Source organism: Lacimonas salitolerans (genome assembly GCF_042677865.1).
Taxonomy (GTDB): domain Bacteria; phylum Pseudomonadota; class Alphaproteobacteria; order Rhodobacterales; family Rhodobacteraceae; genus Lutimaribacter; species Lutimaribacter salitolerans.
Genome location: NZ_JBHUDD010000160.1, coordinates 63460 through 76224 on the forward strand (window position 1 = coordinate 63460; position 12765 = coordinate 76224).

Annotated in this window: 14 protein-coding genes and 1 pseudogene; 9 read left to right on the plus strand and 6 right to left on the minus strand. The window is 63.0% G+C overall.

Features of this window, described 5'->3' with window-relative positions:
• Window positions 1-864 carry a ribokinase gene (locus ACFTOW_RS19730; RefSeq protein ID WP_379919001.1) on the plus strand — a complete coding sequence of 288 codons (864 nt, stop codon included), beginning with the start codon at window positions 1-3 and terminating at the stop codon, window positions 862-864.
• Here the strand turns inward: ACFTOW_RS19730 and msrA are convergent.
• Window positions 861-1523, minus strand: a complete 663-nt coding sequence (gene msrA / locus ACFTOW_RS19735) for a peptide-methionine (S)-S-oxide reductase MsrA (RefSeq protein WP_379919003.1) — start codon at window positions 1521-1523, stop codon at window positions 861-863. The genes ACFTOW_RS19730 and msrA overlap by 4 nt on opposite strands.
• A 148-nt stretch (window positions 1524-1671) precedes the next feature.
• Between msrA and ACFTOW_RS19740 the strand changes: the two genes are divergently transcribed.
• Both ACFTOW_RS19740 and ACFTOW_RS19745 read left to right on the plus strand, forming a co-directional pair.
• Window positions 1672-2622, plus strand: coding sequence for a D-amino acid aminotransferase (locus tag ACFTOW_RS19740; protein ID WP_379919005.1), 951 nt, complete (start codon window positions 1672-1674; stop codon window positions 2620-2622).
• 3 nt (window positions 2623-2625) lie between these two features.
• Window positions 2626-2892: pseudogene (locus ACFTOW_RS19745) on the plus strand (sulfotransferase-like domain-containing protein); the annotation flags it as partial.
• A gap of 41 nt (window positions 2893-2933) precedes the next feature.
• Here the strand turns inward: ACFTOW_RS19745 and ACFTOW_RS19750 are convergent.
• Window positions 2934-4172 carry an IS256 family transposase gene (locus ACFTOW_RS19750; RefSeq protein WP_465261614.1) on the minus strand — a complete coding sequence of 413 codons (1239 nt, stop codon included), beginning with the start codon at window positions 4170-4172 and terminating at the stop codon, window positions 2934-2936.
• 54 nt (window positions 4173-4226) lie between these two features.
• On the opposite strand from ACFTOW_RS19750, the gene ACFTOW_RS19755 reads away from it, so the two are divergent.
• A complete protein-coding gene (locus tag ACFTOW_RS19755; protein ID WP_379919007.1) occupies window positions 4227-4733 on the plus strand; it encodes a sulfotransferase-like domain-containing protein in 507 nt (168 codons plus the stop codon).
• Window positions 4734-4736: 3 nt separating this feature from the next.
• Here ACFTOW_RS19755 and ACFTOW_RS19760 read toward each other — a convergent pair whose 3' ends face one another.
• Together ACFTOW_RS19760 and ACFTOW_RS19765 are read right to left on the minus strand one after the other, a co-directional pair.
• Window positions 4737-5018, minus strand: coding sequence for an SCP2 sterol-binding domain-containing protein (locus tag ACFTOW_RS19760; protein WP_379919009.1), 282 nt, complete (start codon window positions 5016-5018; stop codon window positions 4737-4739).
• A gap of 75 nt (window positions 5019-5093) precedes the next feature.
• Window positions 5094-6320: an argininosuccinate synthase gene (locus ACFTOW_RS19765; RefSeq protein WP_379919011.1), complete on the minus strand. Its 1227-nt coding sequence runs from the start codon at window positions 6318-6320 to the stop codon at window positions 5094-5096.
• Between the two features lie 131 nt (window positions 6321-6451).
• Between ACFTOW_RS19765 and ilvA the strand changes: the two genes are divergently transcribed.
• Window positions 6452-7690, plus strand: coding sequence for a threonine ammonia-lyase IlvA (ilvA, locus tag ACFTOW_RS19770; protein WP_379919013.1), 1239 nt, complete (start codon window positions 6452-6454; stop codon window positions 7688-7690).
• A gap of 4 nt (window positions 7691-7694) precedes the next feature.
• Here ilvA and ACFTOW_RS19775 read toward each other — a convergent pair whose 3' ends face one another.
• On the minus strand, window positions 7695-8012 hold the full coding sequence (locus ACFTOW_RS19775) for an Hpt domain-containing protein (protein ID WP_379919015.1): 318 nt from the start codon (window positions 8010-8012) through the stop codon (window positions 7695-7697).
• Window positions 8013-8184: 172 nt separating this feature from the next.
• On the opposite strand from ACFTOW_RS19775, the gene ACFTOW_RS19780 reads away from it, so the two are divergent.
• Window positions 8185-9426, plus strand: coding sequence for a PP2C family protein-serine/threonine phosphatase (locus ACFTOW_RS19780; protein WP_379919056.1), 1242 nt, complete (start codon window positions 8185-8187; stop codon window positions 9424-9426).
• A gap of 3 nt (window positions 9427-9429) precedes the next feature.
• Here ACFTOW_RS19780 and ACFTOW_RS19785 read toward each other — a convergent pair whose 3' ends face one another.
• On the minus strand, window positions 9430-9870 hold the full coding sequence (locus ACFTOW_RS19785) for an NUDIX hydrolase (RefSeq protein WP_379919017.1): 441 nt from the start codon (window positions 9868-9870) through the stop codon (window positions 9430-9432).
• Between the two features lie 76 nt (window positions 9871-9946).
• Between ACFTOW_RS19785 and hslO the strand changes: the two genes are divergently transcribed.
• The 3 genes from hslO to ACFTOW_RS19800 are packed head-to-tail and all read left to right on the plus strand — an operon-like array spanning window position 9947 to window position 12679.
• Window positions 9947-10942 carry an Hsp33 family molecular chaperone HslO gene (hslO, locus tag ACFTOW_RS19790; RefSeq protein ID WP_379919019.1) on the plus strand — a complete coding sequence of 332 codons (996 nt, stop codon included), beginning with the start codon at window positions 9947-9949 and terminating at the stop codon, window positions 10940-10942.
• Window positions 10935-11531 carry a CoA pyrophosphatase gene (locus ACFTOW_RS19795; protein WP_379919021.1) on the plus strand — a complete coding sequence of 199 codons (597 nt, stop codon included), beginning with the start codon at window positions 10935-10937 and terminating at the stop codon, window positions 11529-11531. The genes hslO and ACFTOW_RS19795 overlap by 8 nt, the downstream gene beginning before the upstream one ends.
• Window positions 11531-12679 (plus strand): CCA tRNA nucleotidyltransferase, encoded by a 1149-nt coding sequence (locus ACFTOW_RS19800; RefSeq protein ID WP_379919023.1) that lies wholly within the window; start codon window positions 11531-11533, stop codon window positions 12677-12679. Before ACFTOW_RS19795 ends, ACFTOW_RS19800 begins: the two co-directional genes overlap by 1 nt.
• Window positions 12680-12765: the final 86 nt, after the last annotated feature.

Sequence of the window (12765 nt, forward strand, 5' to 3'; positions counted from 1 at the left end):
ATGACCCTGTTCACCTTCGGCTCCATCAACGCAGATCACACCTATCTGGTGCCGCATCTGCCCGGTCCGGGCGAAACCCTGGCGGCCCGGTCTTTGACGACCGGGCTGGGCGGCAAAGGGGCAAACCAGTCGGTCGCCGCCGCGCGGGCCGGGGCGGATGTGGTGCATATCGGGGCAGTGGGGCGCGATGGCGGTTGGGCGCTGGACCGGCTGGCGGGATATGGCGTGCAGACCCATGCGATCGTGCAGATCGACACGCCAACCGGCCACGCCATCATCTGCGTCGATCCGAGAGGCGAGAACCAGATCATAGTCTATCCCGGCGCAAACCGTGCCCTGACTCCTGATCAGCTGACCACGATGGACGCGGCCGAGCCGGGCGACTGGCTGCTGTTGCAGAACGAAACGAACCTTCAGGTCGAGGCGGCGCAGCGCGCGCGTGCCGCAGGGGCCAGCGTGGCCTATTCCGCCGCACCATTCGAGGTGGATGCCGTGCGGGCAATCCTGCCGATGACGGATCTGTTGCTGCTGAATGCGGTCGAGGCCGCGCAACTGTGCGATGCGCTGGGCGTGACCCTTGCCGATCTTCCGGTTCCCCGGGTTGTCGTGACCAAGGGGGCCGATGGGGTGGATTGGCACGAAGGTGGAAAAACAGTCACTGTTCCCGCTCATCCGGTTGATGTTGTCGATACCACGGGGGCGGGCGATACCTTTGCGGGGTATCTTGTGGCCGGGCTGTCGCAGGGCATGACGCCGGACGATGCGCTGCGCCTTGCCGCCGCCGCCGCCGCGCTAAAGGTCACGCGGGCCGGAACGGCCGACGCCATCCCGACCCGCGCACAGGTCGATGCGTTTCTGGCCTAGCTGGCAAAGGGTGCGGCGCTGCCCCACAACTGCCTGACCCGCTCGTCGCGCCCACAGGCATCGCGATACCGTGTGTACGCCTTTTCCTGGCTGATCGGTCCAAAGCGCGACAGGATCAACTTGTCACTCTTGTAGTAATCCTGGTGATAATCCTCGGCCAGGTAGAACTCCTTGGCATCCAGTACCGGCGTGACGATCTCTTGCCCCAGCTCGGCCTGCGCCTTGGCGACGACCTGCTGCGCCAGTTGCTTTTCCGCCTGATCAGAGACGAAAATCGCCGTGCGATAGCTTTCGCCGCGATCGCAGAACTGCCCGCCCGCATCCGTGGGATCGACCGAGCGCATGAACATGTGCAGCAACTGCTCGCGGCTGACCTGCGCGGGGTCGAACATGATCTGCACCGCCTCGTAATGACCGGTGCCGCCGCGTGTCACCTCTTTGTAGGTCGGGTTCCTTGTGGTGCCCCCGGAATAGCCCGACACAACCTCGGATACGCCGCGCACCTTTTCAAAATCGGCCTCGACGCACCAGAAACAGCCGCCCGCCACGGTCAGGATCTCGGTTTCCGCAGCCTGAACCTTCCCCGATTGCACGGTCCACCCCGCCGCAATCGCCAGCACCAGCGCGATGGTTTTCAGAACTCGCATTCGTTTCGCCATGGGTCGTACTCCATACTTTACGCAAACTTTGCGCCGCAAGCTTGAGTCGTCATAGCCCCTGCAACGCAAAGTCACGCAAGGGTGACCGGCGGTGAAGGGCTTTTCCCCCGCTGCGACCCGGTCTAGCGTGGGGGAAACGGGGGCGCGCATGACCGATCACATCACCACCCATCAGGCCGAGGAAGACGCCAGGAACGACCAGATCCTGATCTGGCTGAACGGGCAGATCGTGCCAAAGGCGCAGGCGCTGGTCAGCGTCTATGACAGCGGTTTCATGCTGGGCGATGGCGTGTGGGAGGGGCTGCGCCTGTATGACAACACATGGGCCTTTGCGGATGAGCATCTGGATCGCCTGTTCGAGGCGGCCAAGGCCATCGATCTGGACATCGGCCTGACCCGCGATCAGGTGTTTCAGGCCATTCTGGACACGCAACAGGCCAATGGCATGACCGGTGATGCTCACGCCCGGCTGATGGTGACGCGCGGGGTGAAAACCCGCCCCTTTCAGCATCCGGGCCTGTCGCGGCAGGGGCCGACCGTGGCGATCATCATGGAACATTCGCGGCCCAGCATCCCGCGCCCGATCCGTCTGGCCACCGTGCCGCATCTGCGCGGTTTGCCGATGACGCAGGATCCGAAACTGAACTCGCACAGCAAGCTGAACTGCATCCTGGCCTGCATCGCCGCCGAAAAGGCAGGCGCGGACGAGGCGCTGATGCTGGATGTGCATGGGTTCGTTAACACCACCAACGCCTGCAACTTCTTCATCGTGCGGCGCGGGCAGGTCTGGACCAGCACGGGCGACTACTGCATGAACGGGATCACCCGGCAGAAAGTGATCGACCTGTGCCGCGCCAATGACATCCCGGTGTTCGAGCGCAACTTCAGCCTGGTTGATACATATGGGGCGGACGAGGCGTTCCTGACCGGCACCTTCGGCGCGCAAACCCCGGTGGGCGAGATTGACGGGCGGCAGATCGGCACTGGGCAGATGGGTCCGATGACCGAGCGGATTCGCGGGCTTTACAAGGATCTGATCGCGGGGCCCGGGCATGACAGCCTGCGCATGGGTTGTGCATGCACCGTGCATGGGATGTGACAGATGAAAATCGCGATGTGGAGCGGCCCGCGCAACCTGTCGACCGCGATGATGTATGCCTTTGCCGCGCGGGGCGATTGCGCCGTGGTGGATGAACCGTTCTATGCCGCCTACCTGTCGCAGACCGGGCTGACCCATCCGATGCGGGACCAGATCATCGGCAGTCAAAGCACCGATCCCGCGCAGGTGATCGCCGCTCTGACAGGCTCTAACCCTGCGCAAAGGCCGAATTTCTATCAGAAACACATGTGCCAGCACATGCTGCCCGGGAGATATGCGCAGAAGTTGGTGACGCGTGATCAGGCGGCGGTTTAAAGTTGGCGGAGGCCGTCGCGGAACTCAACCCCTTGGATGATCTCGGGCAGGCGGTTCCGGCCATCGAGTTTGCGCCATTTTTTCTGCGCCGACATCATCAACTTGAACGCCATGGCCAGCCCGGTCTTGCGGCTGAGGCATCCCTTGGTGCGTTTCGTTCGATGTCGGACGGTGGCGAAGGTGCTCTCGATCGGGTTTGACGTCCGGATGTGTTTCCATTGTTCCGCCGGATAGTCGTAGAAGGTCAGCATCGCGTCCCGATCCTTGACCAGCTTGGCCACCGCCTTGTCCCATTTCACCCCATAGGTTTCGACGAAGAAGTCGAAGGCGGCGTTCGCCTTGGCTTGTGTCTCGGCCTGCCAGATGTCGTGCAGATGGCCCTTGGCCTTGGCTTGGATGGATTTCGGCAGCGCGTTCAGCACGTTCATCGTTTTATGGACCCAACAGCGCTGCTCCCGCGTCGTGGCGAACACCTCGCGCAGCGCGGTCCAGAACCCCAGAGCACCGTCGCCTATGGCCAGCTTGGGATCCTGTTTCAGGCCGCGGCGTTTGAGGTCGAGCAGCACCTCACGCCAGCTTTGCGTGCTCTCGCGGAAACCGTCGGTCATCGCCAGAAGCTCCTTGCGGCCATATTCATCCGCCCCGACAACCACCAGAACACATTGTTTTTCTTCAGCCATTCTCGGTTTGAAGTAGACGCCATCCGCCCAGACGTAGAGAAAGCGCCGGTTGCCAAGGTCGCGTTTCTGCCACGCCTCGTAGTCGTGCCACCAGTCAGCCTTTAACCGGGTGACGGTCTTGGCAGATAAGCCCTTGGCATTCGGGCCCAGCAGCGCCTCCAGAGCCTCGCTGAAGTCGCCCGTGGACACGCCCTTGAGGTAGAGCCACGGCAGCAGATCCTCGACCGACTTTGCCTTGCGCAGATACCGCGGCAGGATGCTGGGCGTGAACGTGACCTTGTCTTCGCCAGCACCCCGATCCCGCACGCGCGGCACTTTCACCGGCACCGGACCAATGCCGGTCATAACCTCGCGTTCAGGTAAGTGACCATGACGCACCAGGCGTGCCCGTCCATCTTCGAGCGTCTCCCCGGAAAAGGCGTTCATGAGCATGGCCAACTCGGCATGGATCGCCTGTTCGATCAGCTTGCGCGCGCCATCGCGCAGAACGTCAGTGAACGGGTCGGAGCTAAATCCCGATGGATCGGGCAGTTGGGTGATGGTAGTCTCTGGCATGTGGTATATCCTTTTCTCAGCAGAGAATTGACGGCGACTCGACACCGCCTTGATATGCCGCCCCTCAGGGCATCACCAACTTTCGCGCGTTTCTCGCTGCCCGGCATCCCGCGCGACTGGATGGCGGATGTGGTCAACGTGTTCCTGATCCGCCATCCGGCTCGCGTGGTGGCCAGTTTCGGCGCAAAATACGACCGGCCCACTCTGGCCGACATCGGCTTTGTCCAGCAGGCGGAACTATTCAATCACTGTATCGCGCTGGGTCAGTCCCCGTTAGTGATCGACAGCACGGATATACGTCGTAATCCCTTGAAAATTCTGCGTAAACTGTGTTCGGAAATAGGGTTGGACTGGACTGAAAACATGCTGCGCTGGCCACCCGGTGGGCATCCCGACGACGGCATCTGGGCCGCGCATTGGTACGCGGCGGTGCATGACAGCACCGGCTTTGCCCCGCCCGAGGGCAAGTTGCCAGTATTGGACGGAGCGATGGCCGACCTGGCCGCGCAGGCGATGCCGCATTACGCCGCGCTGGAAAAGCACAAGATCACGCTGGAATAGAGCCTATTTCAGCAACGATCCCAGCTTCATCGCCACGGCCGGATTGCCGCTGACCTTCAGTTTGCCCATCATTACACCGGTCATCGGGTTCAGCTTGCCGGTCAGCAACGCCTTGAGGTTCTCGGGGCTCAGCCGGATCGTGCAGTCAGCGTCCTGATCCACGGTCGTGGCACGATTGTCGGCCAGCACCAGAACGCCGTCCTGGCCGCAATCGAATTTCAGTGATCCGTCAAAGGTTTGGCCGTTCAGCGCGGTGTTGATCCGGTCGGCGATGTCGTTCAGCATGGTATGCCCCAAAGGAAAATGCCCGCCAGTTCTGGCGGGCAAATGCCGGTGTTCGCAAGGGTGACGTTGCGGGCCTTAACCCTTCAGCCGCCGGTTCCGCGCCGCCAGCAGTTTCAGACGCAGCGCGTTAAGCTGGATGAACCCCTGCGCGTCCTTCTGGTCATAGGCGCCGGCGTCATCCTCGAACGTCACATGCGCCTCGGAATAGAGACTGTGATCGGACCAGCGGCCAACGGTACGCGCCAGACCTTTGTAGAGCTTCAACCGGACCGTGCCGGTCACATGCTCCTGGCTCTTGTCGATGAGGGCTTGCAGCATCTCGCGCTCGGGGCTGAACCAGAAGCCGTTATAGATCAGCTCGGCATAGCGCGGCATGATCGAATCCTTCAGATGGCCGGCACCCGAGTCCAGTGTGATCTGTTCGATCCCGCGATGCGCCTCAAGCAGGATGGTGCCGCCGGGGGTTTCGTAGATCCCGCGCGATTTCATCCCGACAAAGCGGTTTTCCACGAAATCCAGCCGCCCGATGCCATGCACACGGCCCAGTTCGTTCAGCCGGGTCAGGATCGTGGCGGGCGACAGGGCCTCGCCATTGATGCTGACGGCATCGCCCTGCACAAAACCGATTTCGACCATTTCGGGCGTATCGGGCGCATCTTCGGGCGCATTTGTGCGCTGATAGACGTAGTCGGGGGCATCGACTGCGGGATCTTCCAGCACCTTGCCCTCGGACGAGGTGTGCAGCAGGTTGGCATCCACGCTGAACGGGGCCTCGCCGCGCTTGTCCTTGGCCACCGGAATCTGGTGCGCTTCGGCAAATTCCAGCAGCTTGGTGCGACTGGTCAGGTCCCATTCGCGCCAGGGGGCGATCACCTTGATATCGGGGTTCAGCGCATAGGCCGACAGTTCGAACCGCACCTGATCGTTGCCCTTGCCGGTCGCGCCATGGGCGACGGCATCGGCGCCGGTTTCGGCGGCAATCTCGACCAGGCGCTTGGAAATCAGCGGCCGCGCGATTGACGTGCCCAGCAGGTACAGACCCTCGTACAGCGCATTTGCGCGGAACATCGGGAAGACGAAATCGCGCACGAATTCCTCGCGCACGTCCTCGATATAGATGTTCTCGGGCGCGATCCCCAGCATCTCGGCCTTCTTGCGGGCGGGGTCCAGCTCCTCGCCCTGGCCCAGATCGGCGGTAAAGGTCACCACCTCGCAATCATACTCGGTTTGCAGCCATTTCAGGATGATCGAGGTATCAAGGCCACCGGAATAGGCCAGCACGACTTTCTTGGGCGCGGACATGGAAATCTCCAGAAGTTGAGTTTGCAACCGCCTAGCGCCTTTACGCAAGGGACGCAACATTGGCCTCGTGTGCCGATGAATACCGTGCAGCCGCCTTGCCATTGCGCGATTTGCCCGCCATCACGGCAGACATGACAAGTTTTCAGGATATGGCCCGCGTGGCCGAGCGCGCGATGCGCGAGGTGTTCGCCGAGACGCCCTTGCAGATGAACGCCCATCTGTCCGAGCGGTTTGAGGCTGAAATCTGGCTCAAGCGCGAGGATCTGTCGCCGGTGCGCAGCTACAAGCTGCGCGGGGCGTTCAATTCCATGCGCAAGGTGCTGGAAACCCGGCCCGATCAGGGGCTGTTTGTCTGCGCCAGTGCGGGCAATCATGCGCAGGGCGTGGCCTATATGTGCCGGCATTTCGGGGTGCGCGGCGTGATCTTCATGCCGGTGACGACACCGCAGCAAAAGATCCAGAAGACCCAGATTTTTGGTGGAGATGCCGTGGAAATCCGCCTGACCGGCGATTTTTTCGACGACACGCTGGCCGAGGCGCAGGCGTTCTGCACCGCGCAGGGCGCGCATTTCCTAGCACCGTTCGATGATGACGACGTGATCGAGGGGCAGGCCAGCGTTGCGGTGGAAATCGCCGTGCAGATGGGTGGCGCGCCCGATCACATCATCCTGCCGGTGGGTGGCGGGGGCCTGTCTGCCGGGGTGCGCGCGTTTTTTTGCGCGCGCTGCACCTATACGTTCGTGGAACCGGCGGGTGGGCGCAGCCTGTTCGCGGCGGTGCAGGCCGGGGCCCCCGTGACGCTGGACCGGGTGGACAGCTTTGTCGATGGTGCGGCGGTCGCGCGTATCGGTGCACGCCCGTTCGAAAAGCTGCGCGATTTGGATCTGGCCGACGTGCTGGCCGCGCCCGAGAACCGCATCTGCGGCACCATGCTGGACATGCTGAACGTCGAGGGCATCGTTCTGGAACCGGCGGGTGCGCTGGCGGTGGACGCGCTGGCGGATGTGGCCGACACGATCCGCGGCAAGCGCGTGGTCTGCGTGACATCGGGTGGGAATTTCGATTTCGAGCGCCTGCCCGAGGTCAAGGAACGGTCGATGAAATGGCAGGGGTTAAAGAAGTATTTCATCCTGCGCCTGCCGCAACGCCCCGGTGCGCTGCGCGATTTTCTGGATCTGCTGGGGGCCGATGACAACATCACGCGGTTCGAATATCTCAAGAAGAACTCGCGCAACTTCGGCTCGGTCCTGATCGGGATCGAAACCGGCAAGGCCGGAAATTTCGCCGGGTTGTTCGAGCGGGTGAATGCCCGTGGTTTTGCGTTTCGTGACATCACCGATGACGAGATCATGGCGGATTTCCTGATCTGACGGGTCATTCCGCGCGACCTTTCAAAAACACCGCGCGCGACGCATCATAGCTGGCAAGGATCGCGGGCAGATCGACATGATCTGCCTGACCCTGGGCGCAGGCGTGTTCGCCCGTGTTGCACAGCGCCGCGAACTCGCTGAACCCAAGGTTCAGCGCGCCGCCTTTCAGAAAATGCAGGTCCGCCCCCAGATTGTCCACTGGCCCGGCGCGCAGGCGGGCGATGACTTCTTCGATTTCCTCGAGGAACAGATCGACCACCTCTTGCAGGCAATCCGCGCCGATTTCGTCGCGCAGGGTGTCAATGCGTGTCCAGTCGATCATCCCAGGCCTCCTGACTGGCAGGATCGTCTTTGGGGGTTAACAAAACCTTGGCAACACCGCCGGAAAACAAGGCATTTTAACTTTTACAGGTCTTTAACGCGCCGGGCGGCACAAGATTGCAGACACAAGAAGAAAGGCGGGTTTCGTGCAGGCACCCCGATCCCAGCAGACGATGCAGATGACCGGTGATGCCGGTCTGTTGCGCGTGCTGGTGGTCGATGACAGCGGGGCGCAGCGGCGCATTCTGGCGGCGTCGCTGCGCAAATGGGGTTTTGCCGTGGACGAGGCCGACTCGGGTCACAACGCGCTGGAGCGGTGCCGGTTCCGTCCGCCCGATCTGGTGCTGTCCGACTGGATGATGCCCGGTATGGACGGGCTGGAGTTCTGTCAGCATTTTCGCGCCCTGCCGCGCGAAACCTATGGGTATTTCATCCTTCTGACCTCGAAAACCGAAAAGGACGCGGTGGCACGGGGCCTTGATTGCGGGGCGGATGATTTCCTGACCAAGCCGGTCAACACCGCCGAACTGCGCGCGCGCATCAACGCAGGCCAGCGCGTCCTGCGGATGGAGCGCGAGTTGCAGGCCAAATCCGAGCGCCTGTCGGGCGCGCTGGATGAATTGCAAGGGCTGTATGACGCGATCGACCGCGATCTGGTTCAGGCGCGCAAAATACAGGAATCGCTGGTGCCGGATCGGTTCTGCGCTTTCGGGCGCTCGCAGGTTTCCATGCTGCTCAAACCCTGCGGTCATGTGGGCGGCGACCTGGTGGGGTTGTTTTGTCCGGGCGAAAACCGGATCGGCGTGTATTCCATCGATGTGTCAGGGCATGGGATCACCTCGGCCCTGATGACCGCGCGGCTTGCCAGCTACCTCAGCGGGCGGTTTCTGGATCAGAACATCGCCCTGCAACGCCGGTTGGAGCGGTTTTTCGTCATGCGCCCCCCGGGCGAGGTCGCGCGCGACCTGAACGACCGTCTGCTGGCGGATGCAGGGGTCGAGGAGTATTTCACCATGGTCTATGCCACCGTTGATCTGCGATCGGGTCATGTGCGGATGGTGCAGGCGGGCCATCCTCATCCCGTTATCCAGCGCGCGCAGGGCACGGTGGAGTTTGCGGGGCAGGGTGGTTTGCCTATCGGCTTGCTGCCGGGTGCGGATTACACCTGCTTTGATCTGCGGCTGAACCCCGGTGACCGCCTGCTGCTGTATTCTGACGGGTTTACCGAATCCGAGGATGGCACCGGCGCAATGCTGGGCGAGGAGGGGCTGGTTTCGATGCTGACCGATCAGGTCGGGCGCAGCGGTCCAGAGGTGCTGGACGACATGTTCTGGGCTCTCAGCCACCGCGAAGGCGGCGGGCCGATGGCCGACGACGTCTCGGCCGTTCTGCTGGAATACTGGGGGCCTGATTAGGGTCTATCCCATGGCAAAACGCGCCACGAAATGCCGGTCGCCGCTGTTGCCCAGTTCCTTGGCGGCCACCCGCGGCGCGGCCCAGACCACACTGTGCCCGGGTTCCGTGGGCGGGCCAAGCGGGCGCACCGGATATGCCATGTATATCACGCACAGCTTTTCGGCCCACAGATCATATTCGGGCATGAACACGAACCGCCGGAACGCCCCCAGACGCCGTGGCGCGGCGATGGACCAGCCGGTTTCTTCATACACCTCGCGGTACAGCGCGCGCAGGGGCGATTCGCCAGGATCGATACCACCGCCGGGCAATTGCAGCTCGGGTTTCGGTGCGTCCTGAAAGGTCAGCAGCAGGTCGCCGCCCTGCGGCAGGATCGCATAAGCCCCGGGACGCAGCCGGTATTTCACATCCGCGTGGGGTGCCGGGCCGAAACGGGGGATCATGCGGGCCTCCTTGGACAGTGCCTTGCAGCAGCTATATAGGCGCGGTATGGCAGGGCAAGGCGCATAAGGAAATCCCATGACCATAGGATCGAAACTTGCCTGGGACGACGCTGTATTGCCGTTCCAGCTTGATAATTCAGATATGCGCGGGCGTGTCGCGCGTCTTGACGGCGTGCTGGACGGTGTCCTGCGTCAACACGATTACCCCCCGCAGGTCGAGGCGCTGGTGGCCGAGATGGCCCTTTTGACCGCGCTGATCGGTCAGACGATCAAGCTGCGCTGGAAGCTGTCGCTGCAGGTGCAATCCAAGGGTCCGGTGCGCATGATCGCCACCGATTACTTTGGCCCTTCGGCCCCGGGCGAGCCAGCGCGCATCCGCGCCTATGCCAGCTTTGACCGCGACCGTCTGACCGAGGCCGGGCCATTCGATCAGATCGGCGCGGGGTATTTTGCGATCATGATCGATCAGGGCCGCGACATGGCCCCCTATCAGGGGATCACGCCGCTGACCGGCGGATCGCTGGCCGCTTGCGCCGAGGCGTATTTTGCGCAGTCCGAGCAATTGCCGACACGGTTTTCGCTGTCATTCGGAAAATCTGACGAAAACGCCGGGGCGGCGCATTGGCGTGCGGGTGGCATCATGCTGCAACACATGCCCAAGGCCAGTCCGCATGTGACGGGCGGCGGGTCGGGCTCTGATGGATTGCTGGCGGCCGAGGATGTGGTGGGCGACGACAATCGCGAGGATTGGAACCGCGTCAACATCCTGCTGGATACCGTTGACGCCGATGAAATGATCGGCCCCTCGATCAGTTCGACCGAGTTGCTGGTGCGCCTGTTTCACGAGGAACAGCCGCGTGTGTTCGATGCGCAGGCCGTGCGCTTCGGGTGCACCTGCTCCGAGGATCGCGTCCGCCAAAGCCTGTCGATCTATTCGGCCAAGGACATCGCCCATATGACAACCGATGAGGGTCGCGTGACCGCCGACTGCCAGTTCTGCGGCGCGCATTACGACCTGGACCCGGAAACGCTGGGGTTCGAGGCGAAAAAAGGATCGGACGACGGTGCGTGATCCGCTGGACTCCGTCATTGCCGCTTTGGGCCGGTACAGTGCCGCATCCTCCGATTTCGACCTGAACCCCGACGCGGTGATGCCCGAAGGGCGCAAACTGCGCGCAGCGGGCGTTCTGGTGGGTCTGTTGCCGCGCGAGGATGGCGTTCGGGTGATCCTGACGAAACGCTCAAGCCATCTGAAACACCATCCCGGCCAGATCGCCTTTCCGGGGGGCAAGGTTGATCCGGGTGACGCGGATGTTGTCGCTGCCGCCCTGCGCGAAGCGCGCGAGGAAATCGGGCTGGACCCCGCCAATGTCGAGGTTCTGGGCAGCTTGCCCGCGCATGAAACCGTCACCGCCTTTCACATGACCCCGGTGATCGCGCGCATCCATGCGCCGTTCCGGTTCGTGGCCGAGCCCGGCGAGGTCGATGAGGTGTTCGAGGTGCCGCTGGATCACGTCACCGATCCGGCGCAATTCAGCATCCAGTCGCGGCGCTGGCGTGGCACAAGGCGGCACTATTTCACCGTGCCCTGGGGGCCGTACTACATCTGGGGGGCCACCGCGCGTATCCTGCGCGGGCTGGCCGACCGGATGCAGGGCTGATGCGGATCAGGGGCGATTGGATCGACGACCCCGCGTTGCAGCGGGTTCTGGCGCTGCTGGGCGATGGCGGACATCAGGCACTTCTGGTTGGCGGCTGCGTGCGCAACGATCTGTTGGGCGCACCTGTCAGCGACATGGACATCGCCACCGACGCGCGCCCCGGGCGGGTGATCGCGCTGGCGGAACAGGGCGGGATCAAGGCGGTGCCGACCGGGGTGGAGCATGGCACCGTCACGCTGGTTCTGAAAGGTGCGCCGTTCGAGATCACCACCTTTCGCCGTGACATCGATACTGACGGTCGTCGCGCCACCGTCGCCTTTGCCGACGATGTGGAACAGGATGCGCGGCGGCGCGATTTCACCATGAATGCGCTCTATGCCCGCGCGGATGGCACGGTGATCGACCCTCTGGGCGGCCTGCCCGATCTGCGTGCGCGGCGGGTGCGGTTCATCGACGATCCCGCGCAACGGATCGCCGAGGATTACCTGCGCATCCTGCGGTTTTTCCGGTTTCACGCCTGGTACGGCGATGCCGACGCCGGGATGGATGCCGAGGCGCTGGCCGCCATTGCCGCGCATCTGGAGGGGCTGGCGCATCTGTCGCGCGAACGTGTCGGGGCGGAAATCCGCAAATTGCTGGCAGCCCCCGACCCTGCACCCTCGGTCGCGGCGATGCGCGCGGCGGGTGTTCTGGGCGTTGTCCTGCCGGGGGCAGATGACACCGCGCTGGCCCCGCTGGTGCATTTGGAAGGACAGGCAGGTATTGCGCCGGATGCGATCCGCCGGCTGGCCAGTCTGGGCGGGCAGGATGTGGTGGATTGCTTGCGCCTCTCCAAGGCCGATGCGCGCCACCTACAGGTTCTGCGTGCCGGGTTAGAGACCGAATCTTCCGCTGCTGAATTGGGCTATCGCCAAGGTGCAGCGATAGCGCGCGACATCCTGCTGTTGCGCGCGGCCATGTTGGGGCAGCCCCTTGCGCCCGAGGCTCTGGCACAGGCCAGCCAGGGCGAGGCGCAGGTTTTTCCCTTGAAAGCCGCTGACCTGATGCCGGACTATCAGGGCCCGGCGCTGGGCAAACGGCTGGCCGAACTGGAAGACCGCTGGATCGCATCCGGGTTCAGCCTGACCAAGGCACAGCTATTGCGTTGACCTTGCCGCGTGGCGCGCCAGTATTGTGACAACCGGAAAGGCACCCATTGCAACATCTGATAGATCCGTTCGCCCGCGCCGATGGC

What these genes read in the sequence shown, in the direction of transcription:
- ACFTOW_RS19730 (WP_379919001.1), top strand. Translation starts at nt 1, where the DNA reads ATGACCCTGTTCACCTTCGGCTCCATCAACGCAGATCACACCTATCTG.
- msrA (WP_379919003.1), bottom strand. Translation starts at nt 1,523, where the DNA reads ATGGCGAAACGAATGCGAGTTCTGAAAACCATCGCGCTGGTGCTGGCG.
- ACFTOW_RS19740 (WP_379919005.1), top strand. Translation starts at nt 1,672, where the DNA reads ATGACCGATCACATCACCACCCATCAGGCCGAGGAAGACGCCAGGAAC.
- ACFTOW_RS19750 (WP_465261614.1), bottom strand. Translation starts at nt 4,172, where the DNA reads ATGCCAGAGACTACCATCACCCAACTGCCCGATCCATCGGGATTTAGC.
- ACFTOW_RS19755 (WP_379919007.1), top strand. Translation starts at nt 4,227, where the DNA reads ATGCCGCCCCTCAGGGCATCACCAACTTTCGCGCGTTTCTCGCTGCCC.
- ACFTOW_RS19760 (WP_379919009.1), bottom strand. Translation starts at nt 5,018, where the DNA reads ATGCTGAACGACATCGCCGACCGGATCAACACCGCGCTGAACGGCCAA.
- ACFTOW_RS19765 (WP_379919011.1), bottom strand. Translation starts at nt 6,320, where the DNA reads ATGTCCGCGCCCAAGAAAGTCGTGCTGGCCTATTCCGGTGGCCTTGAT.
- ilvA (WP_379919013.1), top strand. Translation starts at nt 6,452, where the DNA reads ATGACAAGTTTTCAGGATATGGCCCGCGTGGCCGAGCGCGCGATGCGC.
- ACFTOW_RS19775 (WP_379919015.1), bottom strand. Translation starts at nt 8,012, where the DNA reads ATGATCGACTGGACACGCATTGACACCCTGCGCGACGAAATCGGCGCG.
- ACFTOW_RS19780 (WP_379919056.1), top strand. Translation starts at nt 8,185, where the DNA reads ATGCAGATGACCGGTGATGCCGGTCTGTTGCGCGTGCTGGTGGTCGAT.
- ACFTOW_RS19785 (WP_379919017.1), bottom strand. Translation starts at nt 9,870, where the DNA reads ATGATCCCCCGTTTCGGCCCGGCACCCCACGCGGATGTGAAATACCGG.
- hslO (WP_379919019.1), top strand. Translation starts at nt 9,947, where the DNA reads ATGACCATAGGATCGAAACTTGCCTGGGACGACGCTGTATTGCCGTTC.
- ACFTOW_RS19800 (WP_379919023.1), top strand. Translation starts at nt 11,531, where the DNA reads ATGCGGATCAGGGGCGATTGGATCGACGACCCCGCGTTGCAGCGGGTT.